The organism is Enterobacter sp. CPE_E1241 (genome assembly GCF_045618265.1).
Lineage (GTDB): Bacteria > Pseudomonadota > Gammaproteobacteria > Enterobacterales > Enterobacteriaceae > Enterobacter > Enterobacter adelaidei.
On record NZ_JBIWYV010000001.1, the window covers coordinates 1819200 to 1841764 of the forward strand.

At 55.2% G+C, this 22565-nt stretch carries 21 protein-coding genes and 1 pseudogene; 16 read left to right on the forward strand and 6 right to left on the reverse strand.

The window, feature by feature from the left end; all coding sequences use genetic code 11:
• Positions 1-45: 45 nt before the first annotated feature.
• Complete coding sequence (gene mdtH / locus ACJ9Y9_RS08795) at positions 46-1254, reverse strand: multidrug efflux MFS transporter MdtH (protein ID WP_028019072.1); 1209 nt, start codon at positions 1252-1254, stop codon at positions 46-48.
• Positions 1255-1490: 236 nt separating this feature from the next.
• On the opposite strand from mdtH, the gene rimJ reads away from it, so the two are divergent.
• From rimJ to murJ, 4 genes are all read left to right on the forward strand, one after another.
• Positions 1491-2075: a ribosomal protein S5-alanine N-acetyltransferase gene (gene rimJ / locus ACJ9Y9_RS08800; protein WP_013097146.1), complete on the forward strand. Its 585-nt coding sequence runs from the start codon at positions 1491-1493 to the stop codon at positions 2073-2075.
• A gap of 9 nt (positions 2076-2084) precedes the next feature.
• On the forward strand, positions 2085-2735 hold the full coding sequence (locus tag ACJ9Y9_RS08805) for a YceH family protein (protein WP_028019071.1): 651 nt from the start codon (positions 2085-2087) through the stop codon (positions 2733-2735).
• 2 nt (positions 2736-2737) lie between these two features.
• Complete coding sequence (locus ACJ9Y9_RS08810) at positions 2738-3661, forward strand: Gfo/Idh/MocA family protein (protein WP_028019070.1); 924 nt, start codon at positions 2738-2740, stop codon at positions 3659-3661.
• Between the two features lie 129 nt (positions 3662-3790).
• Entirely contained in the window at positions 3791-5326 is a 1536-nt protein-coding gene (gene murJ / locus ACJ9Y9_RS08815) for a murein biosynthesis integral membrane protein MurJ (protein WP_028019069.1), read from the forward strand.
• A 59-nt stretch (positions 5327-5385) separates the two neighbouring features.
• On the opposite strand, the gene flgN is transcribed toward murJ, so the two are convergent.
• The 3 genes from flgN to flgA form a co-directional block, all read right to left on the reverse strand.
• The gene (gene flgN, locus ACJ9Y9_RS08820) at positions 5386-5811 is read right to left on the reverse strand and encodes a flagella biosynthesis chaperone FlgN (RefSeq protein WP_028019068.1); all 426 of its coding nucleotides are present in this window, start codon (positions 5809-5811) and stop codon (positions 5386-5388) included.
• A gap of 4 nt (positions 5812-5815) precedes the next feature.
• Entirely contained in the window at positions 5816-6109 is a 294-nt protein-coding gene (flgM, locus tag ACJ9Y9_RS08825; protein ID WP_028019067.1) for a flagellar biosynthesis anti-sigma factor FlgM, read from the reverse strand.
• A gap of 93 nt (positions 6110-6202) precedes the next feature.
• Positions 6203-6862 carry a flagellar basal body P-ring formation chaperone FlgA gene (gene flgA / locus ACJ9Y9_RS08830; protein WP_028019066.1) on the reverse strand — a complete coding sequence of 220 codons (660 nt, stop codon included), beginning with the start codon at positions 6860-6862 and terminating at the stop codon, positions 6203-6205.
• A 157-nt stretch (positions 6863-7019) separates the two neighbouring features.
• Between flgA and flgB the strand changes: the two genes are divergently transcribed.
• From flgB to flgL, 11 genes are all read left to right on the forward strand, one after another.
• The gene (gene flgB, locus ACJ9Y9_RS08835) at positions 7020-7436 is read left to right on the forward strand and encodes a flagellar basal body rod protein FlgB (RefSeq protein ID WP_028019065.1); all 417 of its coding nucleotides are present in this window, start codon (positions 7020-7022) and stop codon (positions 7434-7436) included.
• 3 nt (positions 7437-7439) lie between these two features.
• A complete protein-coding gene (flgC, locus tag ACJ9Y9_RS08840) occupies positions 7440-7844 on the forward strand; it encodes a flagellar basal body rod protein FlgC (RefSeq protein WP_028019064.1) in 405 nt (134 codons plus the stop codon).
• Between the two features lie 11 nt (positions 7845-7855).
• Positions 7856-8566, forward strand: coding sequence for a flagellar hook assembly protein FlgD (gene flgD / locus ACJ9Y9_RS08845; protein WP_028019063.1), 711 nt, complete (start codon positions 7856-7858; stop codon positions 8564-8566).
• 26 nt (positions 8567-8592) lie between these two features.
• The gene (flgE, locus tag ACJ9Y9_RS08850) at positions 8593-9843 is read left to right on the forward strand and encodes a flagellar hook protein FlgE (protein WP_028019062.1); all 1251 of its coding nucleotides are present in this window, start codon (positions 8593-8595) and stop codon (positions 9841-9843) included.
• A gap of 20 nt (positions 9844-9863) precedes the next feature.
• Positions 9864-10619 carry a flagellar basal body rod protein FlgF gene (locus ACJ9Y9_RS08855; RefSeq protein WP_023311138.1) on the forward strand — a complete coding sequence of 252 codons (756 nt, stop codon included), beginning with the start codon at positions 9864-9866 and terminating at the stop codon, positions 10617-10619.
• A gap of 11 nt (positions 10620-10630) precedes the next feature.
• A complete protein-coding gene (gene flgG / locus ACJ9Y9_RS08860) occupies positions 10631-11413 on the forward strand; it encodes a flagellar basal-body rod protein FlgG (protein WP_008500810.1) in 783 nt (260 codons plus the stop codon).
• Positions 11414-11470: 57 nt separating this feature from the next.
• On the forward strand, positions 11471-12169 hold the full coding sequence (flgH, locus tag ACJ9Y9_RS08865; RefSeq protein WP_032666985.1) for a flagellar basal body L-ring protein FlgH: 699 nt from the start codon (positions 11471-11473) through the stop codon (positions 12167-12169).
• A gap of 12 nt (positions 12170-12181) precedes the next feature.
• Positions 12182-13279: a flagellar basal body P-ring protein FlgI gene (locus ACJ9Y9_RS08870; protein ID WP_028019060.1), complete on the forward strand. Its 1098-nt coding sequence runs from the start codon at positions 12182-12184 to the stop codon at positions 13277-13279.
• Positions 13279-14232 carry a flagellar assembly peptidoglycan hydrolase FlgJ gene (gene flgJ / locus ACJ9Y9_RS08875; protein WP_028019059.1) on the forward strand — a complete coding sequence of 318 codons (954 nt, stop codon included), beginning with the start codon at positions 13279-13281 and terminating at the stop codon, positions 14230-14232. Before ACJ9Y9_RS08870 ends, flgJ begins: the two co-directional genes overlap by 1 nt.
• A gap of 75 nt (positions 14233-14307) precedes the next feature.
• Entirely contained in the window at positions 14308-15948 is a 1641-nt protein-coding gene (gene flgK, locus ACJ9Y9_RS08880; RefSeq protein WP_028021374.1) for a flagellar hook-associated protein FlgK, read from the forward strand.
• A 14-nt stretch (positions 15949-15962) separates the two neighbouring features.
• Positions 15963-16916, forward strand: coding sequence for a flagellar hook-associated protein FlgL (gene flgL / locus ACJ9Y9_RS08885; protein WP_028019057.1), 954 nt, complete (start codon positions 15963-15965; stop codon positions 16914-16916).
• Between the two features lie 74 nt (positions 16917-16990).
• On the opposite strand, the gene ACJ9Y9_RS08890 is transcribed toward flgL, so the two are convergent.
• Positions 16991-18205 carry an MFS transporter gene (locus ACJ9Y9_RS08890; RefSeq protein ID WP_028019056.1) on the reverse strand — a complete coding sequence of 405 codons (1215 nt, stop codon included), beginning with the start codon at positions 18203-18205 and terminating at the stop codon, positions 16991-16993.
• Positions 18206-18314: 109 nt separating this feature from the next.
• On the opposite strand from ACJ9Y9_RS08890, the pseudogene ACJ9Y9_RS08895 reads away from it, so the two are divergent.
• A pseudogene (locus ACJ9Y9_RS08895) lies at positions 18315-19250 on the forward strand (LysR family transcriptional regulator).
• Positions 19251-19288: 38 nt separating this feature from the next.
• Here ACJ9Y9_RS08895 and rne read toward each other — a convergent pair.
• Positions 19289-22405: a ribonuclease E gene (gene rne / locus ACJ9Y9_RS08900; protein ID WP_028019054.1), complete on the reverse strand. Its 3117-nt coding sequence runs from the start codon at positions 22403-22405 to the stop codon at positions 19289-19291.
• Positions 22406-22565 lie beyond the last annotated feature (160 nt).

Sequence of the window (22565 nt, forward strand, 5' to 3'; positions counted from 1 at the left end):
AACTGAGAAATGGGAGCGGGAGTGTGCTCCCGCTCAAGGGAAGTGCTACGCGCCAGGCTCGAGCATGCCGCTCGCGCTGCGTTTCTGGCTGAACTGCCACCACAGGGCCAGCAGTGTGATTAAACCCACCACGCCGAGCATCATCCAGGGCAGTTCGGGTTGATTCAGGGCTTTACCGGCATCAAATAACCAACCGCCGCCGGTGTAACCTAATGCGCCGCCAAGCGCCAGCCCCAGCCGGCTGAACCCCATATAGCTGCCACGCGCCCGCGCATCCGCAAGCGAAGCGCTCAGCGTTTCACGGGCGGGCTCGGCGATGATAGAACCAATATAGAACGTGCAAATCAGCGTAAACAGTTGCTGAAGGGAGTTCACCAGGCCGATCGGCATCATGCTCAGCGTCATCAGGAACAGCCCGGCCATCAGGCGATGCTCCAGACGAAAACGCCGTTCGCTCCAGCGGGCAATCGGATACAGCAGCGTCAACGACAGGCAGGCTTCGATGGCATACATCCATTTGACGGCAGCTGGGGTTCCCGCAATGTCGTTAACCATGATCGGCAGCATCAGCATCACCTGTACGGCGAGCATGTAGTAACCCGTCAGGGTTAACACGTACGTGACGAAACGCTTGTCGCGCAGCACACGACCGAGGCCTTCCCGGACGGGGGCTTTGACCGTCGACAGTTTCCAGGCAGGCAGGAACAGGCCATTAAACAGCGCGCACAGAATAAAGAGCACCGCACCAGCGGCGCACACCAGACGGAAGTCATACTGCAGCAGCCAGCTTCCCAGCAGCGCGCCGATAACCGCACCCGCACTGTCCTGCATCATCAGAATCGAGAAGAAACGCCCTCTGTGCTGCGGACGAATGAGCTTCACCACCAGCGCAGTGCGTGGCGGATCAAACAGCGTGCCCCCGATACCGGAAAGGAAGCAGGAGAACCACAGCAGCCAGGGCTCCTGAGCGACCGCCATCGTGGCAAAACCTGCCGCGCGCAGCAGCATACCGGTAACGATCATTGGTTTCGCGCCAAAACGGTCAGCGATGGCGCCACCAAAGACACCGAGACCCTGCTGGATAAACTGGCGTAACCCCAGGGCAATGCCAACCATCAATGCCGCCCAGCCCATTTGATCGACAAAACGAATCGAGATAAGGGGGAATACGACAAAAAAGCCGAGCACGACCAGCATGTTATCGACGAGCAGGAAATATTTACCCAGGCTCCTGGCCTGTGATACGCGGGACATTTTCCCTCCGGGGAAAATAAGAAGGTGAGCACGCTAACATTCTGCGGTGTCATTCCGCTTTTTCCCACCCCTGTACGTGACAATATTTTTTTATCAAAAGGGTGCTTTGATAGAGAGTTCTCATCGAAAATGGTGAAAAGAGGGCAAAATGGTATGTCACTGTTTTCACAGACGGCGCAGGCGCAGGTATAGTAAAGCTAATGGGTAAGCAGAAGTGACGGGAAGGAGTGGGATCGATGTTTGGCTATCGCAGTAATGTGCCAAAAGTGCGTCTGACAACGGACAGGCTGGTCGTTCGTCTGGTGCATGAGCGTGATGCCTGGCGTCTGGCGGACTATTACGCCGAGAATCGCCAGTTTTTAAAACCCTGGGAACCCGTTCGGGATGAGAGCCATTGTTACCCTTCTGGCTGGCAGGCGCGTCTCAGCATGATTGCGGAATTTCACAAGCAGGGAAGTGCTTTCTATTTTGCGCTACTGGATCCCGAGGAGAAAGAGATCATTGGGATTGCCAATTTTTCCAACGTGGTGCGGGGATCGTTTCACGCCTGTTACCTTGGCTACTCCATCGGCCAGAAATGGCAGGGACAGGGGCTAATGTACGAGGCGCTAACGGTGGCTATTCGCTATATGCAGCGTACGCAACATATCCATCGCATTATGGCGAACTACATGCCGCATAATCAGCGTAGCGGTAATTTGCTGGCGCGATTAGGGTTCGAGAAAGAGGGCTACGCCAAAGATTATCTGTTGATAGACGGAGAATGGCGTGACCACGTTCTGACAGCATTAACCACCCGGGACTGGACTGCAGGTCGTTAAGGAGAAAAGATGAAATATCAGCTAAGCGGTACCGAAGCGCGCGTGATTGGGTGCTTACTCGAAAAACAGGTCACCACGCCAGAGCAGTACCCGCTCTCTGTCAATGCCGTGACGATGGCCTGCAATCAGAAAACCAACCGTGAGCCAGTCATGAACCTGAGTGAACACGAAGTTCAGGATGTGCTGGATGAGTTGGTCAAACGGCACTACCTGCGGACCGTCAGCGGCTTCGGTAACCGTGTGACGAAATATGAGCAGCGTTTCTGTAATTCCGAATTTGGCAATCTGAAGTTGAGCGCCGCAGAAGTCGCGGTGATTACCACGCTGTTGCTGCGCGGGGCGCAAACGCCGGGTGAGCTGCGTACTCGCGCTTCCCGCATGCATGAGTTTGCGGAAATGCAGGAAGTTGAGCAGGTTCTGGAAGGGCTGGCCTCGCGTGAAGAGGGGCCTTATGTGGTGCGTCTGGCGCGCGAGCCAGGTAAACGTGAAAGCCGCTATATGCATCTGTTCAGCGGCGAAGTTGATATTTCAGTAAAGTCTCTGGTAACCGATGTAAGTGTTGAACAAGATGATTTGGTTACGCGCGTGGCCACGCTGGAAGACGAGGTCGCAGGACTGAAACAGCGTCTGGATGCGTTGCTGGCACACCTGGGAGACTAAGGATGAAAAAATTACGCGTAGGCGTGGTAGGTCTGGGCGGCATCGCGCAAAAAGCCTGGCTACCGGTATTGGGTGCGGCGACGGACTGGACGCTTCAGGGGGCATGGTCACCGAATCGCGAGAAGGCCGAGCGGATCTGCGAAACGTGGCGCATCCCTTATGCCAATTCTCTTCAGGATTTAGCCCACGAGTGCGATGCGGTCTTTGTTCATACCTCAACGGCAACCCACTATCAGGTGGTGAGTGAGCTACTCCATGCAGGGGTTCATGTATGTGTGGATAAGCCGCTGGCTGAAAATGTCCAGGACGCGGAACGACTGATTGAGCTGGCGGCGCGTAAAAAACTGACGCTGATGGTGGGTTTCAACCGCCGCTTCGCGCCACTTTACCAACAGCTGAAAGCGCAGTCCGGCAGTCTGGCCTCGCTCCGTATGGATAAACACCGTACCGACAGTATCGGACCCAACGATTTACGCTTCACGCTGCTGGATGACTATCTGCACGTCGTGGACACGGCGCTGTGGCTCAGTAACGGTAATGCGCAGCTGCAAAGCGGGACGCTCCTGACGAATGAGCAGGGTGAGATGGTCTATGCCGAACATCACTTCGCGATTGACCATCTGCAGGTAACGACCAGCATGCATCGTCGTGCGGGCAGTCAGCGTGAGTCCGTTCAGGCGGTGACTGACGGTGCGCTTTACGAAATCACCGATATGCGTGAGTGGCGGGAAGAGAAGGGCAACGGCGTGGTGACGCTTCCGGCGCCTGGCTGGCAGAGCACCCTGGAGCAGCGCGGGTTCGCAGGATGTGCCCGCCACTTTATCACCTGTGTGCAAAATCAGACGGTTCCTGAAACGTCCGGCGAGCAGGCCATTATGGCGCAACGCATTGTGGAACGGCTCTGGCGAGAGGCGATGAGTGAATAATTCGCTGTAACATCTGCGGATAGTAATTCGTTGAAATCCGGGTAGACTAAGCGCCGGTTGTTGGTTTCGCCGGGTGGCGCTTACGCTTACCCGGCTTACAAATCCGTAGGGTTGTGGAAATTCACATTAATGAACTTATTAAAATCGCTGGCAGCCGTCAGCTCGATGACCATGTTTTCCCGCGTACTCGGTTTTGCGCGCGATGCAATTGTGGCAAGGGTCTTTGGTGCAGGGATGGCTACGGACGCCTTTTTCGTCGCGTTCAAATTGCCAAACCTGCTGCGTCGTATTTTTGCGGAAGGGGCATTTTCTCAGGCTTTTGTTCCGATCCTAGCGGAATATAAAAGCAAGCAGGGTGAGGACGCGACGCGCGTATTTGTCTCTTATGTCTCCGGGTTGTTGACGCTAGCCCTGGCTGTGGTGACTGTCGTCGGGATGCTGGCAGCACCCTGGGTGATTATGGTAACCGCGCCTGGTTTTGCCGATACGGCAGATAAATTTGCCCTCACCTCACAGCTTCTGCGCATTACCTTCCCTTATATTCTGTTGATCTCGCTGGCCTCGCTGGTGGGGGCAATACTGAACACCTGGAACCGTTTCTCCGTTCCGGCATTTGCGCCGACGTTTCTTAACGTCAGCATGATCGGCTTTGCCCTGTTCGCCGCACCGCATTTCAATCCGCCGGTACTGGCGCTGGCATGGGCGGTGACCGTGGGTGGCGTGCTGCAGCTGGCTTATCAGCTGCCGCATCTAAAAAAAATAGGCATGCTGGTGCTGCCGCGTATCAATCTCAAAGATGCCGGTGCAATGCGTGTTATTAAGCAGATGGGACCTGCGATCCTTGGCGTCTCCGTCAGCCAGATCTCGCTTATTATCAATACCATTTTTGCTTCTTTCCTGGTGTCCGGCTCGGTCTCCTGGATGTACTACGCTGACCGTCTGATGGAGTTTCCGTCCGGGGTGCTGGGGGTAGCGCTGGGGACAATCCTGCTGCCGTCGCTGTCGAAGAGTTTTGCCAGTGGCAATCACGATGAGTACTGTCGGTTGATGGACTGGGGGTTACGTCTTTGCTTCCTGCTGGCGCTGCCAAGCGCGGTGGCGCTGGGTATTCTGGCCAAACCGCTGACGGTCTCGCTCTTCCAGTACGGGAAATTCACCGCGTTTGATGCCGCCATGACGCAGCGCGCCCTGGTTGCCTACTCGGTTGGTTTGATGGGGCTGATCGTCGTCAAGGTGCTGGCCCCGGGCTTCTACTCGCGTCAGGACATCAAAACACCGGTGAAAATTGCGATTGTGACGCTGATTATGACCCAGCTGATGAACCTGGCGTTTATTGGTCCGCTGAAGCATGCGGGCTTGTCATTGTCTATCGGTCTGGCCGCTTGTCTGAATGCCGGGCTGTTGTACTGGCAACTCCGCAAGCAGGATATCTTCACGCCGCAGCCGGGTTGGTCACGTTTCCTTGTGCGACTGATCGTCGCGGTGCTGGTGATGTCTGCAGCGCTGCTCGGCATGATGTACGTGATGCCGGAGTGGTCCCAGGGAACCATGCCATACCGTCTGATGCGGCTGATGGCCGTGGTGGTGGTTGGCGTGGTGGCTTACTTTGCCACGCTCGCCGTGTTGGGGTTCAAGGTGAAAGAATTCACCCGTCGTACGGCATAAACGCCAAAAGGGGAGTTCACCTTATGGTGCTCCCCACTGCATGATTTGTCGCTGCTGCTTCAAATCGAAATCTTTTTTACACCCGCAATACGTGCAGTAGCAGTCTGACCATCCGCACCGTACAGTCCGGTTTCTTTATGCGGTTTCAACACCTCAAGCGCTTGCTGATTACGCTCTATCTGACCTTCAAGCAGCCAGCCGTTATGCTGGTTAAGATCGCGCAGGTGTCGCGTTTTTTCAGTAATGGTCTGCCAACGCTCAACAATATCGTCATTTGCACTGCGCTTAGGATCTTGCTCAGCGCGGCGTTGTTGCTCCAGATAATCCAGCGTTGCCAGAAGCGAACTCTTGTCTTCAGTAATCCGCTGCAACGCGCTGCCGTTAATGTGACCGGAAGAGAGATGCTGTTGCTCTGCGTCCATTACCGTTTTCAGGTCGTTCAGGACAACCGTCATTTGATCCAGTATTTCTGACAGTCGACTCATACGGTTAGTTACTCTGTAAGAAACTCTGTGCTTCCTGAATCAGGGCATCAGCGATTTTGCTGGTGTCCATTTTCAGTTCACCGTTACGAATTGCCGCTTTCAGCGTTTCAACACGTTCCATATTGATATCGTTGCTGCCTGGCTGCATCAGTTTTGCCTGAGCATCACTCAGGGTTACGCTGGTGCTGTTAGACGTTGACGGTTTTTCCAGACGCGCTTTCTGCGCTGGCGTGTCATTCGTTTCGCGAGGTTGTACAGCGCTTACCGGCTTCAGGGCTGATGTACGATCAATGCTCATAGTGTTGTCCTCATCGAGGGTTCGCGGCGTTTGCGCCTGACATCATCATTAGTTGAATATTTATCGGCAAGCGGCGCGAAATCTTTAAAAAGATTATAGGTTAATCAGAATATTCCCATCAGAATCGACGGTTCCGCTAACCACCTGGCCTGAGGTCATTCTGACGCGGACGTTTTGTGCCACCGCAGCATTGTTTAACGCTTTCCCTTCGCTGTTGATACTAAAGCCATCTCCGTTGGCCACCACCATCACCTGCTGACCTGCTTTTATCCGCCATGCCTGGCGCAACATTGAGAGCTGTATCGGCTGGCCTGGGGCGACATCGCGCAGACTGACAGCGTCCTGCGCCTGGTTAATTTCCAGCATCGTGCGTGGCGGCAACTGATCCAGACGGCCGCGTTTTAACGTCACGCTGTTTGTCTGCAGCACGCTGCCGCGCGCAATGGGCACGGCGGCGACAACATAATTGCCCGTCGCCTGAACTGCAACCTGTAAATAGCGTTTTTCGTTGGCGCAGCGTGCCAGCACGTTCACATTCCCCCAGAGCTTTGTGAACCCCACCACGCTGAATGAAGGCTGATCACACGTAGGGTAGAGATTCGGTGGCGTGCGTACGGTAACAGTGACGTCATCGCTAAAACCCGCCAGCTTTTCAGCGAAAAAAGCCGTCAGTTGATCCTGTAAGCCTTCAGCCTGCACCAGAGGGCTAAACAGCAAGAAAGTTGCCACCAGACCACGTTTTAACGTTTGCATCGCAAGTTCCACCGTTTCCAGAATTGAGTGAATTCTACCTGCAGTGGTTTTGCATCAACGGAATAAATAGCGACGCATTTTGCGCTTATTCCGTCGATAGGGGAGACCGGGTGAGATTTAAGCTGTGAACTGAAATTTTGCCATCAGCGGAGGAGACATGCTCGATAAACTCGACGCCGCGTTACGTTTTCAGCAGGAAGCGCTCAATTTACGCGCCCAGCGGCAGGAGATTTTAGCCGCCAACATCGCCAACGCCGATACCCCAGGGTATCAGGCGCGCGATATTGATTTTTCCAGTGAACTCAAAAAGGTGATGGAGCGTGGACGTGCCGAAGGAACGGGTGTTGCACTCGCCATGACATCCTCGCGCCATATTCCTGCTCAGGCGATGACCGCGCCAACGACCGATTTACTCTATCGCATTCCCGATCAGCCTTCACTCGACGGCAACACCGTGGATATGGACCGGGAGCGTACGCAGTTTGCCGATAACAGCCTGAAATACCAGACGGGACTGACCCTACTCGGCGGACAAATCAAAGGCATGATGAACGTCCTGCAGGGGGGCAACTGATAGATGGCCTTGCTGAATATTTTTGATATCGCCGGTTCGGCGTTAACCGCGCAGTCCAAACGTCTGAACGTGGCTGCCAGTAACCTGGCGAACGCCGACAGCGTGACTGGACCAGACGGCCAGCCTTATCGTGCCAAACAGGTTGTCTTCCAGGTTGATGCGGCGCCTGGCGCGGCAACGGGCGGCGTGAAAGTGTCTGATGTGGTAGAGAGCCAGGCACCGGATAAGCTGGTGTTTGAGCCCGGCAACCCACTCGCGGATGCTAACGGATACGTGAAAATGCCTAACGTGGATGTGGTGGGTGAGATGGTGAACTCCATGTCGGCTTCCCGTAGTTACCAGGCCAACGTCGAAGTGCTTAATACCGTGAAGAGCATGATGCTCAAAACACTCACTCTCGGCCAGTAAAGGAGACATGCATGTCCATCGCCGTAAATGTGAATGATCCTACGAACTCGGGTGTTAACAACACAAAGAGTACGACGGGTTCTAACTCCCTCACCGGGAGCAATGCCGCCGATCTTCAGGGCAGCTTTCTGACGCTGCTGGTGGCGCAGCTTAAGAACCAGGATCCCACTAACCCGATGCAGAACAACGAACTGACCACGCAGCTTGCGCAGATCAGCACCGTTAGCGGCATTGAGAAACTGAACACCACCCTCGGTTCCGTCTCTGGTCAGATTGGTAGCAGCCAGTCTCTGCAGGCCGCGAGCCTGATTGGTCATGGGGTAATGATCCCGGGCACCACCATTCTGGCGGGCTCCAGCACCACCGAAGGCAACACCACAACGACCACCACACCGTTTGGTGTTGAGCTCCAGCAGGCGGCTGAGAAGGTCACCGCCACGATCACGGATTCCACTGGCGCGGTTGTCCGTACCATTGATATCGGCGAGCTGAAGGCGGGCGTTCACACCTTTACCTGGGACGGCACCCTGACCGACGGTACTAAAGCACCAAACGGTTCCTACAAAGTGGCAATCAGCGCCAGCAACGGGACAACCCAGCTGGTGGCGCAGCCGCTGCAGTTCGCGCTGGTCCAGGGCGTAATTAAAGGAAGCGACGGCAACAAACTGGATTTGGGTACCTCAGGTACCACCACACTCGACGAAGTTCGGCAGATTATCTAAGCCTTAACACTTATCAGGAGTAAGTCATGGCCTTTTCTCAAGCGGTCAGCGGCCTGAATGCTGCGGCCACCAACCTGGACGTCATTGGCAACAACATCGCCAACTCCGCGACCTATGGTTTTAAATCCGGTTCTGCTTCCTTTGCAGACATGTTTGCCGGTTCCAAAGTCGGCCTGGGCGTCAAAGTTGCGGGCATCACTCAGGACTTTACCGACGGCACCACCACCAACACCGGTCGTGGTCTGGACGTCGCCATCAGCCAGAACGGTTTCTTCCGTATGGTTGATTCCAACGGCTCTGTGTTCTACAGCCGTAACGGCCAGTTCAAGCTGGACGAAAACCGCACGCTGGTTAACATGCAGGGCATGCAGCTGACGGGCTACCCGGTAGCGGGTACGCCGCCAACCGTTCAGACCGGTGCGAACCCACAGGCGATTACTATCCCGAATACCCTGATGGCGGCGAAATCGACCACCACCGCGACGCAGCAGATCAACCTAAACTCAACCGATCCTGTTCAAACTGCCCCGTTCGATGCGACTAACCCGGATACCTACAACAAAAAAGGGACCGTGACCGTCTTCGACAGCCAGGGTAACGCCCATAACATGTATGTCTACTACGTTAAGACAGCCAACAATAAATGGGATCTTTACACTCAGGACGGCAGCGTTGCGGGTTCTACAGCAGCGAAAGCGGCGCAGATGAACTTTGATGCGAACGGTAACCTGGCGGGTGTCTATAACTACGACGCTGCGGGTGTGCTGAGCGCAACGCCAAACGCAACCCCTGCAATCAACATCACCACCGGTTCTGTCAGCGGTGCGACGGCGGCGACTTTCTCCCTGAGCTTCCAGAACTCCATGCAGCAGAACACCGGTGCGAACAGCGTGGTGGCAACCAATCAGAACGGCTACAAGCCTGGCGACCTGGTGAGCTACCAGATCAACGACGATGGCACCGTGGTGGGTAGTTACTCTAACGAACAGTCTCAGGTTCTGGGTCAGATCGTACTGGCAAACTTTGCCAACAACGAAGGTCTGAAATCGGAAGGTGATAACGTCTGGTCTGCCAGCCAGTCCTCCGGCGTGGCGCTGCTGGGTACCGCGGGTACCGGTAACTTCGGCAAGCTGACCAACGGCGCGCTGGAAGCCTCCAACGTGGATATGAGTAAAGAACTGGTGAACATGATCGTCGCGCAGCGTAACTATCAGTCGAACGCGCAGACCATCAAAACCCAGGACCAGATCCTCAACACGCTGGTTAACCTGCGTTAAGCGGCTAACGGGAAAGCGCAATGGATCACGCAATATATACCGCGATGGGCGCGGCAAGTCAGACGCTCAACCAGCAAGCCGTTACGGCCAGCAACCTGGCAAACGCCTCGACACCGGGTTTTCGTGCCCAGCTTAATGCGCTGCGCGCGGTGCCGGTAGAAGGACTGTCTCTGCCAACACGTACGCTGGTCACGGCATCTACCCCTGGCGCAGATATGACGCCAGGGCAGATGGATTACACGTCACGCCCGCTGGATGTTGCCCTGCAGCAGGACGGCTGGCTGGCGGTGCAAACGGCAGACGGCAGCGAAGGCTATACCCGTAACGGCAATATCCAGGTGAGCGCGACGGGCCAACTGACGATTCAGGGTCATCCGGTGATGGGGGAAGCGGGTCCGCTGACCGTGCCGGAAGGCTCGGAGCTGACTATCGCCGCGGACGGCACCATTTCGGCGCTGAACCCGGGCGATCCGGCCAATACCGTTGCGCCCGTTGGTCGTCTGAAGCTGGTTAAGGCGGAAGGCAAAGAGGTGCAGCGCGGCGATGACGGCATGTTCCGTCTGACCCAGGCGGCTCAGGCGACGCGTGGTGCCACGTTACAGGCCGATCCGAGCATCCGCGTGATGTCCGGCGTTCTGGAAGGCAGCAACGTTAAGCCGGTAGCCGCCATGAGCGACATGATTGCCAGCGCCCGTCGTTTTGAAATGCAGATGAAGATCATCAGCAGCGTGGATGAAAACGCGGGCAAGGCTAACCAACTTCTGGCTATGAGTTAACAGGACTCCTTATGATCAGTTCTTTATGGATCGCGAAAACTGGCCTGGACGCCCAGCAAACCAATATGGACGTGATTGCCAACAACCTGGCAAACGTGAGCACCAATGGTTTCAAGCGTCAGCGCGCCGTTTTCGAAGATTTGCTTTATCAAACCATCCGCCAGCCGGGTGCACAGTCTTCTGAACAGACGACGCTGCCGTCGGGTTTGCAGATCGGTACCGGCGTTCGTCCGGTAGCCACCGAGCGTCTGCACAGCCAGGGCAACCTGTCTCAGACCAACAACAGTAAAGACGTGGCGATCAAAGGCCAAGGCTTCTTCCAGGTGCAGCTGCCTGACGGTACCTCTGCCTATACCCGCGACGGTTCGTTCCAGGTCGATCAGAACGGCCAGCTGGTCACGGCGGGCGGCTTCCAGGTTCAGCCTGCGATTACCATCCCGGCGAACGCCCTGAGCATCACCATCGGACGTGACGGTGTGGTCAGCGTGACCCAGCAGGGACAGGCCGCGCCGGTTCAGGTCGGGCAGCTCAACCTGACCACCTTCATGAACGATACTGGTCTGGAAAGCATTGGTGAGAACCTCTACACCGAGACGCAATCCTCCGGTACGCCAAATGAGAGCACCCCGGGCCTGAACGGCGCGGGCCTGCTGTATCAGGGCTATGTTGAAACCTCCAACGTGAACGTGGCGGAAGAGCTGGTGAATATGATCCAGGTCCAGCGCGCGTATGAAATTAACAGTAAAGCAGTGTCGACGACCGACCAGATGCTGCAGAAACTGACGCAACTCTAAGGTGTAGCCCGGTGCGGTAAACGCCGCGCCGGCTCCCTGTTTTCGAAGATGAAGGCAATGCAAAAAAACGCGGCGTTTCGTTATCCGATACTGACTGTTCTGGCTGTCACCCTCAGCGGGTGTGCCTGGATCCCGTCTAAACCTTTGGTCCAGGGTGCGACGACTGCCCAACCCGTTCCTGGCCCCGCGCCAGTGGTAAACGGCTCCATTTTCCAGACCGCGCAGCCGATTAATTACGGCTATCAGCCGCTGTTTGAAGATCGCCGCCCGCGTAACGTCGGCGATACATTGACCATTGTGCTGCAGGAAAACGTCAGCGCGAGCAAGAGCTCGTCGGCGAACGCCAGCCGCGATGGCAAAACTAATTTTGGCTTCGATACCGTGCCACGCTATCTCGAAGGGTTGTTCGGCAACGCGCGTGCTGATGTGAACGCGTCCGGCGGCAATACCTTTAACGGTAAAGGCGGCGCGAACGCCAGCAACACCTTCAGCGGCACGCTGACGGTCACGGTTGACCAGGTTCTGGTTAACGGCAACTTGCACGTTGTGGGTGAAAAACAGATCGCCATCAACCAGGGCACTGAATTCATTCGTTTCTCGGGCGTGGTTAACCCTCGCACGATCAGCGGCACCAACACCGTTCCGTCCACCCAGGTGGCGGATGCGCGCATTGAGTACGTCGGTAACGGCTACATCAACGAAGCGCAAAATATGGGTTGGCTGCAGCGCTTCTTCCTTAATTTATCGCCGATGTAAGCGAGGTGACCCATGTTTAAATCGATCTTCGCCGTGGCGCTGGCGCTGGTGGCAACGTTTGCCCAGGCTGACCGTATTCGCGATCTCACCAGCGTTCAGGGCGTACGCGAAAACTCCCTGATTGGCTATGGCCTGGTGGTCGGTCTGGATGGCACGGGTGACCAGACTACCCAGACGCCTTTCACCACTCAGAGTTTAAACAACATGCTTTCCCAGCTCGGTATTACGGTCCCGGCGGGAACCAACATGCAGCTGAAAAATGTGGCCGCCGTTATGGTTACCGCGTCCTACCCGGCGTTTGCGCGTCAGGGACAGACCATTGACGTGGTGGTCTCCTCAATGGGTAACGCCAAAAGCCTGCGTGGCGGTACGCTGCTGATGACTCCGCTGAAAGGCGTTGACAGCCAGGTCTATGCGCTGGCGCAGGGGAACATTCTGGTTGGCGGTGCGGGTGCATCCGCAGGCGGAAGCAGCGTGCAGGTGAACCAGTTGAACGGCGGACGTATCACTAACGGTGCCATCATTGAGCGTGAGTTGCCGACTCAGTTTGGCGCAGGCAACACCATCAACCTGCAGCTCAATAACGAAGACTTCACCATGGCGCAGCAAATTGCCGATACCATCAACCGCAGCCGCGGTTACGGTAATGCAACGGCACTGGATGCGCGCACCGTGCAGATCCGTACCTCAACGGGTAGCAGCAACCAGGTGCGCATGCTGGCAGATATCCAGAATATGGAAGTGAATGTTCCAGTGCAGGATGCGAAGGTGATCATTAACTCCCGTACGGGCTCGGTGGTGATGAACCGGGAAGTTTCTCTGGACAGTTGTGCCGTGGCGCAGGGTAACCTCTCCGTGACGGTGAACCGCTCCGCGAACGTGAGTCAGCCAAATACGCCATTTGGTGGTGGCCAGACGGTGGTGACACCGCAAACGCAGATTGATCTGCGCCAGAGCGGCGGGTCGTTGCAGAGCGTTCGCTCCAGCGCCAACCTGAACAGCGTGGTGCGTGCTCTGAACGCCCTGGGTGCAACGCCGATGGATCTGATGTCCATCCTGCAATCCATGCAAAGCGCGGGCTGTCTGCGCGCCAAACTGGAAATCATCTAATGCTGACCGATAGCAAACTGTTGACCAGTGCCGCCTGGGACGCCCAGTCGCTCAACGAACTGAAAACCAAAGCAGGTAAAGACCCGGCGGCGAATATCCGCCCGGTTGCCCGCCAGGTGGAAGGGATGTTTGTACAGATGATGTTGAAAAGCATGCGTGAAACCCTGCCGAAAGACGGGATGTTCAGCAGCGATTCAACGCGTCTTTACACCAGCATGTATGACCAGCAGATTGCGCAGCAGATGACTGCCGGTAAAGGTCTCGGTCTGGCTGACATGATTGTGAAACAGACCGACGCCGCGCAAGGTATTCAGCCGCAAGAGCAGACGCAGCAAGTGCCGATGAAGTTCGACCTGGAAACGGTGACCAGTTATCAGAACCAGGCGCTGACGCAGATGGTGCGTAAGGCGATCCCGAAAACAACGGGGGGCGGTGATGAACCCGTCTCCGGTGACAGCAAAGACTTCCTGGCGCAGCTTTCTCTGCCTGCGCGACTTGCCAGTGAACAGAGCGGTGTTCCACACCACCTGATTCTGGCACAGGCCGCGCTGGAGTCGGGCTGGGGTCAGCGCCAGATCCGCAAGGAGAACGGTGAGCCGAGCTTTAACATCTTCGGCGTGAAGGCGACTTCCGGCTGGAAGGGACCAACCACGGAGATCACGACCACCGAATACGAGAACGGTGCGGCGGTGAAGGTCAAAGCAAAATTCCGCGTTTACAGCTCTTATCTGGAAGCGTTGTCCGATTATGTCGGCCTGCTGAGCCGAAATCCGCGTTATACCGCCGTTACCCAGGCGGCGACGGCGGAGCAGGGGGCTCAGGCTCTGCAAAATGCAGGTTATGCGACCGATCCGAACTATGCGCGTAAGCTCACCAGCATGATCCAGCAGCTGAAATCCATGGGCGAGAAGGTCAGCAAAGCCTATAGCACAGATATTGAAAATCTGTTCTGAAAGTTCTCAAGTCCCGGTGGAGGTTGCCGATAACCTTCATCAGGACTCGTGTCTGAACGTATAAAAGGAACCCCCATGTCCAGTTTGATTAACAGCGCCATGAGTGGCCTCAGTGCTGCGCAGTCGGCACTCAATACCGTCAGTAATAATATTTCAAGCTATAACGTGGCAGGTTACACCCGCCAGACCACGGTGCTGGGCGCGTCTAACAGCACGCTGACCGGCGGTGGCTGGGTGGGTAACGGGGTTTATGTCTCCGGTGTCCAGCGTGAGTATGACGCTTTCATCACCAACCAGTTGCGTGCCGCGCAAACGCAGAGCAGCGGCCTGACGACGCGCTATCAGCAGATGTCAAAAATCGACGATGTGCTGTCCGATACGACCAACTCGCTCTCTACGACGTTGCAGGACTTCTTCAAGAGTCTGCAAACGCTGGTAAGTAACGCGGAAGATCCGGCTGCACGCCAGACGGTGCTGGGAAAAGCAGATGGTCTGGTCAATCAGTTTAAAACCAACGATCAGTATCTCCGCGATCAGGATTCTCAGGTAAATACTGCAATTTCGACCAGCGTTTCTCAGATCAACAACTACGCCAAACAGATTGCGAATCTGAACGATCAGATTTCCCGTCTGACTGGTGTTGGTGCGGGTGCATCCCCTAACGATCTGCTCGACCAGCGCGATCAGCTCGTCAGTGAGCTGAACAAAATCGTAGGTGTGGAAGTTTCTGTTCAGGATGGTGGCACGTTTAACATCTCTTTCGGCAACGGTTACAGCCTGGTGCAGGGCAGCAAAGCCAACCAGCTGGCGGCCGTTAAGTCCAGCGCAGATCCGGCTCGTACGACCGTGGCTTACGTCGACGACGTTGCGGGTAATATTGAGATCCCGGAAAAAATGATTACGACCGGCTCTTTAGGTGGTTTGCTGACATTCCGTAATGAAGATCTGGATAAAGCCCGTAACACACTGAACCAAATGGCACTGGCCTTTGCCGATGCAATGAACACGCAGCATGAAGCCGGTTTTGATGCAAATGGTGATGCGGGCGGTAAGCTGTTCGACTTCGGTTCTCCGGCGGTTCTGTCCAATAGCAAGAATGGCGGTTCGGCCGTTGTTACAGCTTCTGTAACGGACAGCAAACAAGTCCAGGCGACAGACTATAAACTGCAATTTAATGGCACCGACTGGACGGTCACCCGTACCTCCGATAAAACCAGCTTTACGATGAGCCCGGATGCAAGCGGCAATCTGTCGTTTGACGGTCTTAACGTCAATGTGAGCGGCACAGCAAACACCAAAGACAGTTTCATTGTGAAGCCTGTTTCCAACGTCATCATGAACATGGATCTGGCAATCAGTGACGAGTCCAAACTGGCGATGGCATCTGTGCAGAACGGCGGTGAGAGTGACAACCGTAACGGTCAAAAACTGCTTGATCTGCAAAACGCCAAAGTGGTGGGTGGAAACAAAACATTCAACGATGCATACGCTTCTCTCGTCAGTACCGTCGGGAGCTCAACGGCGTCACTGAAAGTGAGCAGCCAGACGAAAGCGAATGTGGAAACACAGTTAACTAAGCAGCAGCAGTCCATCTCAGGGGTAAACCTCGACGAAGAGTATGGCAATTTGCAGCGTTATCAGCAGTATTACCTGGCCAATGCACAGGTTCTACAAACTGCCAGTACGCTCTTCGATGCAATTATCAATATTCGCTAAGGTTGAGGTGAAAAATGCGTATTAGCACCCAGATGATGTACGATCAGAACATGCGGGGGATCACCGACTCTCAAAGCAAGTGGCTGAACTACGGCGAGCAAATGTCCACCGGAAAGCGCGTCAATCGTCCGTCGGACGATCCTATCGCGGCGTCGCAGGCAATTGTTCTGTCTCAGGCTCAGGCCCAGAATAGCCAATTCGATCTTGCGCGTACCTTTGCAACGCAGAAAGTATCACTTGAGGAGAGTGTCCTTTCTCAGGTTACAACGGCCATTCAGAGCGCTCAGGAAAAAGTTGTTTATGCGAGGAACGGGACATTAAGTGACAGCGATCGGGCATCGCTGGCGACGGATCTGCAAGGGATCCGCGATCAGCTTATGAACCTGGCCAACAGCACTGACGGTAATGGACGATATATCTTCGCAGGTTATAAGACGGATAATGTCGCGTTTGACCAAACCAGCGGCGATTATATCGGTGGTACTACCCCGATTAACCAGCAGGTGGATTCTGCGCGAAACATGCAGATCAGCCACACTGGCACAGAGGTTTTCGCCACGTTTACCAGCAATGCAACACCGGAGCCGGGTGGTGGAACGCCGGAAAAGAATTTGTTCAAGATACTGGATAATGCTATCACCTCGTTGAACACACCCGTCGGTGACGATCAAACTAAGGTGGATCAGGAGAATGCAGCTATTGATGCTGCAAACCGGGGGTTGCGTAACTCACTTGATAATGTATTAACCGTGCGGGCCGATTTGGGTACCAAGCTTAACGAACTGGATAAACTGAACACGCTGAGTAATGACCGTTCGCTCTCTCAAACTTCGCAAATGAGCGATCTTGTGGACGTTGACTGGAATGCGGCAATTTCCTCTTACACCATGCAGCAGGCGGCCTTGCAGGCGTCTTATAAAGCGTTTAGCGATATGCAGGGCATGTCTCTGTTCCAGCTGAACAAATAACATCTTGACCTCTTGGAACATGTCTTGAAACTGGGCATGTTTTAATGCCCAATCCTTCTGGATTGGGCATTTTTTTATGCAACTTCTGCTGGTGTGGAGGCGACTCGAGCGCTTTCAACCAGACGGATCCCCAGCGCAATGACGCCACAGACGGTTGCCAGAGCGGCCACGCCCGTCCAGCCTGCCAGCGAGTAAATATTACTGCCTAAGGCGGAACCCAGTGCCATGCCGATAAAGATAACGGTAAAGAGCAGAGCATTAAGGCGTCCCCGGGCCTGTGGTTCAAGGCTGTAGACCAGATTCTGATGGGCCACCAGACTGGACTGCAGACCCAGATCGAACCCAACGGCGGAGACAGCGATCAGAATCAGCTGCCCGTGAATTCCCAAAGCAGGCATCAGGAACATAAGGGCAAACGAGACGGTCACAAGTAATGCGCCAAGCTGTGTGACTTTTCCGGCTCCCAGTTTATCTGCCAGCCCACCCGCCAGCGGGGCGGCTAATGCACCTGCTGCACCCGCAATACCAAAACCACCGGCTACGGCACTACCCAGGTGATAACGCTCCAGAAGCATAACCGCCAGCGTGGACCAGAAGGCGCTAAAGGCAATCGAGAGAAAACCCTGTGCCAGCGCTGCACGGCGCAATGCCGGATAACGACGCCACAGATGTTCCATAGAACGCATCAGCGCGGGGTAGCTCAGCGTGGAGTGAATGGCGAAACGGGGAAGTACAATCCACATCATCACCCCGATAAACGCAATGCTCACCGCAGCCAGTTGGTACATGACGCGCCAGCCAAAGGCTTCTCCCACCACGCCGCTAACAGTTCTCGACAACAAGATGCCCATCAGTAGCCCCGTCATTACCGTACCCACGGTTTTACCCAGCTTCCCTTCCGGCGCGAGAATAGCCGCCGCCGGAACGATATCTTGTGCCATGGTGGCGGCCATGCCGATAAGTAAACTTGCCAGCAACAAGGAATGGAGTTGCCCGGTCAGGCTACAGCCCAGCAGGAACAGCGCCAGCGCCGCACTTTTAATCAGGATTAACGTCCTGCGGTCATGACGATCGCCCAGTGGAAGCAGGAACAGAATGCCGAGCGCATAACCTGCCTGAGTTAAGGTTGGTACTAACCCCATGCCTTCAATGCTCAGATGAAGATCGGCACCCATTAGCGGAAGAAGGGGCTGTGCGTAATAGATGGATGCCACGCTAAAGCCAGCGCCCAGCGCCAGCATGAAAATTACCCAGCGGCTGGCTGCGTGGGGGGAAGTCGTTGTGTTCATAAGATGTTCCTCATTCGTCGTGTGGGGCTATTTTTTATCAGTCTGCCTTGCGAGGGTAGCCAGCCCGGTGGTAAAACGCTTATACGTTAAACGTATGTCAGGGAGGTGTATGAAACGAGTTGAGCGTTTAGACAGAGTGGAATTGATGCGAACGTTTGTTCGTATCGTTGAAACCGGGTCGTTATCAGCAGCGGCAAGGCAGCTTTCAACCACTCAGGCCACGGTTAGCCGACGTTTGCAGTCTCTGGAGACCCTGCTGGGGGCTCGCTTGCTGCTGCGTACAACCCATGCGACCCGACTTACTGACGATGGTGAGCGCTGCTATCAACACGCCCGGCGCGTGATTGACAGCTGGCTGGCACTTGAGGATGAAGTCGGACAGGCTGAAGATGAACCGGTGGGGGTATTACGGGTGCGTGCACCGCACGCTTTCGGGCAGGATCAGTTTCTGAAGCCATTAACCGAATTTTTGCATCGTTATCCGCAGTTGTCCGTTGAGTGGATGTTGCATGACAGGTCGGTAGATTTCCTGAGTGACAACATTGATTGCGCGATCCGAGTAGGGGCTTAGGTCGATCCGGCGACGGTATCAGTGCAACTGGCAGAGGTGCCGCGCTCCGTCGTGGCATCCCCGGTACTGCTGGCGCGTTTTCCGGAGGTCAAAACGCCAGAGGATTTGCAGGCACTTCCCTGGATCGCCATCAGTACCTTTTATCAGCGACATATAGAGTTATTTGACGGCTCGGCACAACCAATGCGTATCGCCATTACGCCGCGTCTCAGTACTGACAGTTTGTACGTGGCGCGCAATACGGTATTAACCGGGCTGGGTGTCGCGATGGTCTCCAGCTGGACGGTGAAAGAGGATATTGAGGAAGGGCGCCTGATTCATCTTCTTCCTGAGTGGCAACCTGCGGCTCTGCCAGTCCATCTGGTTTATCCCTGGTCGCGATACTATCCGGCGCGTTTACGTCGTTTTCTTGAGATGATGAAGCAGGTGATGCCGGACATTGCCGGAATGAGAAAGCCTGTAAACAAGCAATAAAAAAGCCGACCCGGAGGTCGGCTTTTTACTTGATGCCGTTACTCGACAGAGCGCGGGCGAGTCGCCGGTGCAGTCGCCTGATGCGTTGCACTGTGACCACCTGCTGAGCCTTTGCCTTCGAAGTTGAAAGCAGGGCGTACCCAGTCACTGTGACGCGGAGTTTCAGGCACGTACTCAGGTGCCGGAGCGCGCGTCATAGGAGCTGTCGCCACGTGGGCAGAAGCTGGCGCAGACACAACCGGCTCCGGTTTCACCTCAGGTGCTTTCACTTCTTCGGCTGCACGAACAGGTTCAGCGACAATCTCAACATCCTGAACCACATTTTCAGTGACGGTTTCGGCCACGATTTCAGCGGAATCTTCAACAGCAGCTGCAGGTTGTACTTCTTCCACAACCTCTTCTGCCACTACGGTATCTTCTTCAGCGATCAGCTGCGGTGCAGCATCAACCGGGGTGGCAATCACTTCCGGATGCGTGGTTTCTACCGTCACGGCATGCGGGGTTTCAACCTCAATAGCTTGCGGTTCAACCACGATGGCTGCTTCAGCTACGGCTTCTTCCACTGCTGCGACTGGCGCAATCAACTCTTCTGTCACCACCTGTTGTTCCACAACCTGCTCCGGACGAGCGACCGGGTAGCGGATCCAGACTTTACCGGATGCCATTTCAGGTGATGCGCATGCCACGGCTAATGGCATTGGAGACTGAGCAGGGTAACGCTCGTCACGATAACGACGGCGACGCTGCCCGCTGACGCGCAGATGGCGTGGAGAACGACGTGAACGGCGAGGCATACCGGCATTATCGCGGTTTTCACCGTTTTCATCCTGCTCAACCGTGTTTTCTACCACAGCAGGCAGGTCAACTTTTGCCAGTTGGGTACCGGTTGCGCTCTCGCTTGTTTCAGCGGCGACTATGGCTGACTCTTCGGTAGCTTCGGTGGCGAAGCGAACTTTCTGAGTAAGCTGGCGCTGCTTGCGACGCGGCATAACCTGAGTCCGTTCTTCCTGCTCACTGTCCTGCTGTTCAACAGGCTCTTCGCGGTTCAGGTTTTTGACTTCCTGCTGCGCCTGACGTTTCTCGTCGTTACGACGACGGTTACGCTCGCGACGTGGCTGCTGGTCGTCACGCTGTTTGCTCTTCTCAGACTCATCGCCCGCCTGCTGGCGAATTTCACGATCTTCAACATTTTGCTGTTGTTTCTCGCGACGGTTGCGACGGTTGTCTTCGCGTTGTTCACGGCCTTCACCGTTGTCTGAACGGTTGTCACGACGCTCGCTGCGGTCATTACGGTCGTTGCGGTCATTACGATCGCGGCGATTGTTCTGACGCTTACGACGGTCCTGCTGACGCTCAGGCTTGGTCGCTTTAGGCTCTTCTTTCGGTTGCTCTGGTTGAGCTTCCTCGCCGGCAAACATTTTCTTCAACGCGCCAAAGAAGCGGCTCAGAAGACCTGGTTGATCCGGTTGGGTTTTTTCCACTGTGGCTGCTGATTTCTGTGCCGCAGGTTTTGCAGCAGGTTTTTCCAGCGCCGTTTCAGGTGGTGCTTCAGGCATGATAAAGGTGGCTAACGCAGGTTGCTCAGGCAATTTGCGCTCGGCAGGCTCTTCATCGGAAGGCAGAGCCATCTCTTCTTCATGCAGCTTCGGCAGCAGGTAGCTGAGCGTGGTTGTCTCTTCGCCTTTACGGACACGCAGCACGTGATAGTGCGGGGTTTCCATCTGATCGTTTGGCACGATAATGCAGCGAACACCACCTTGACGTGCTTCGATGGCACTAACCGCTGCACGTTTTTCGTTCAGCAGGTAGGACGCAATTGGCACAGGCACAATGGCATGAACCTCTTTGGTGTTCTCTTTCAGCGCTTCTTCTTCGATCAGACGCAGGATAGAGAGGGACAGAGATTCGTTATCACGGACGGTACCGGTGCCGGAGCAGCGCGGGCAGACGTGATGGCTGGATTCACCCAGTGACGGGCTCAGACGCTGACGGGACATCTCCAGCAAACCGAAACGCGAGATATGGCTAATCTGGATGCGCGCACGGTCCTGACGCACCGCTTCACGCAGACGGTTTTCAACCGCGCGCTGGTGACGAACCGGGGTCATGTCGATGAAGTCGATAACAATCAGACCACCCAGGTCGCGCAGGCGGAGCTGGCGGGCGATTTCATCAGCGGCTTCAAGGTTGGTATTGAAGGCAGTCTCTTCGATGTCGCCGCCGCGTGTTGCACGCGCGGAGTTGATATCGATAGCGGTCAGCGCTTCAGTGGTATCAATAACGATAGAACCACCGGATGGCAGACGCACTTCACGCTGGAACGCTGACTCAATCTGGGATTCAATCTGATAGTGGCTGAACAGCGGGATTTCACCGGTGTACAGTTTGATTTTGCTGGTGAAATCCGGACGACCCAATGCGGCAATGTGCTGGCGCGCCAGCTCAAGCACTTTCGGGTTATCGATCAGAATCTCACCGATGTCCTGACGCAGGTAATCACGGAAGGCACGCACGATAACGTTGCTTTCCTGGTGGATCAGGAATGGAGCAGGGCGGCTTTCCGCTGCTTTCTGGATGGCTTCCCAGTGCTTCAGACGGAAACTCAGGTCCCACTGCAATGCTTCGGCTGATTTACCTACGCCTGCAGTACGCACGATAAGCCCCATGCCATCAGGCAATTCGAGACTAGCCAGCGCTTCTTTCAGCTCGGTACGGTCATCACCTTCGATACGGCGAGAGATACCACCCGCGCGCGGGTTGTTTGGCATCAGAACCAGATAGCTCCCTGCCAGGCTGATAAAGGTAGTCAGTGCGGCGCCTTTATTGCCACGCTCTTCTTTATCAATCTGAACGATAACTTCCTGACCTTCACGCAGAACATCTTTGATGTTTGGACGGCCATGGGAGTTGTAGTTTGCAGGGAAATATTCGCGGGCGATTTCTTTCAGAGGGAGAAAACCGTGACGCTCAGCACCGTAATCGACAAATGCAGCTTCAAGGCTTGGTTCAATGCGGGTGATTTTACCTTTGTAAATGTTCGCTTTTTTCTGTTCGTGTCCAGGACTTTCGATATCCAGATCGTACAGGCGCTGCCCATCCACAAGGGCGACACGCAACTCTTCTTGCTGAGTTGCGTTGATTAACATTCTTTTCATCGTAACTTACTCGTTATTCTTACATTGACGACAAAGCTGCGGGCAAGGTGACGCTTTCCGGGGTATGAACCGATGGCCTCGTGTCTATTCACGTCGCCAACCTCACGGTTGTCGCTCGCTTAAGAGGCGCAGAGTGTCGGTTGCCTGTATTTCATACGGA

Coding starts and splice junctions, on each gene's coding strand:
- flgL (WP_028019057.1), top strand. CDS start 15,963: ATGCGTATTAGCACCCAGATGATGTACGATCAGAACATGCGGGGGATC.
- ACJ9Y9_RS08810 (WP_028019070.1), top strand. CDS start 2,738: ATGAAAAAATTACGCGTAGGCGTGGTAGGTCTGGGCGGCATCGCGCAA.
- ACJ9Y9_RS08805 (WP_028019071.1), top strand. CDS start 2,085: ATGAAATATCAGCTAAGCGGTACCGAAGCGCGCGTGATTGGGTGCTTA.
- flgK (WP_028021374.1), top strand. CDS start 14,308: ATGTCCAGTTTGATTAACAGCGCCATGAGTGGCCTCAGTGCTGCGCAG.
- murJ (WP_028019069.1), top strand. CDS start 3,791: ATGAACTTATTAAAATCGCTGGCAGCCGTCAGCTCGATGACCATGTTT.
- ACJ9Y9_RS08890 (WP_028019056.1), bottom strand. CDS start 18,205: ATGAACACAACGACTTCCCCCCACGCAGCCAGCCGCTGGGTAATTTTC.
- ACJ9Y9_RS08870 (WP_028019060.1), top strand. CDS start 12,182: ATGTTTAAATCGATCTTCGCCGTGGCGCTGGCGCTGGTGGCAACGTTT.
- flgN (WP_028019068.1), bottom strand. CDS start 5,811: ATGAGTCGACTGTCAGAAATACTGGATCAAATGACGGTTGTCCTGAAC.
- flgC (WP_028019064.1), top strand. CDS start 7,440: ATGGCCTTGCTGAATATTTTTGATATCGCCGGTTCGGCGTTAACCGCG.
- flgE (WP_028019062.1), top strand. CDS start 8,593: ATGGCCTTTTCTCAAGCGGTCAGCGGCCTGAATGCTGCGGCCACCAAC.
- flgM (WP_028019067.1), bottom strand. CDS start 6,109: ATGAGCATTGATCGTACATCAGCCCTGAAGCCGGTAAGCGCTGTACAA.
- flgH (WP_032666985.1), top strand. CDS start 11,471: ATGCAAAAAAACGCGGCGTTTCGTTATCCGATACTGACTGTTCTGGCT.
- rne (WP_028019054.1), bottom strand. CDS start 22,405: ATGAAAAGAATGTTAATCAACGCAACTCAGCAAGAAGAGTTGCGTGTC.
- flgD (WP_028019063.1), top strand. CDS start 7,856: ATGTCCATCGCCGTAAATGTGAATGATCCTACGAACTCGGGTGTTAAC.
- ACJ9Y9_RS08855 (WP_023311138.1), top strand. CDS start 9,864: ATGGATCACGCAATATATACCGCGATGGGCGCGGCAAGTCAGACGCTC.
- flgA (WP_028019066.1), bottom strand. CDS start 6,862: ATGCAAACGTTAAAACGTGGTCTGGTGGCAACTTTCTTGCTGTTTAGC.
- flgB (WP_028019065.1), top strand. CDS start 7,020: ATGCTCGATAAACTCGACGCCGCGTTACGTTTTCAGCAGGAAGCGCTC.
- flgG (WP_008500810.1), top strand. CDS start 10,631: ATGATCAGTTCTTTATGGATCGCGAAAACTGGCCTGGACGCCCAGCAA.
- mdtH (WP_028019072.1), bottom strand. CDS start 1,254: ATGTCCCGCGTATCACAGGCCAGGAGCCTGGGTAAATATTTCCTGCTC.
- rimJ (WP_013097146.1), top strand. CDS start 1,491: ATGTTTGGCTATCGCAGTAATGTGCCAAAAGTGCGTCTGACAACGGAC.
- flgJ (WP_028019059.1), top strand. CDS start 13,279: ATGCTGACCGATAGCAAACTGTTGACCAGTGCCGCCTGGGACGCCCAG.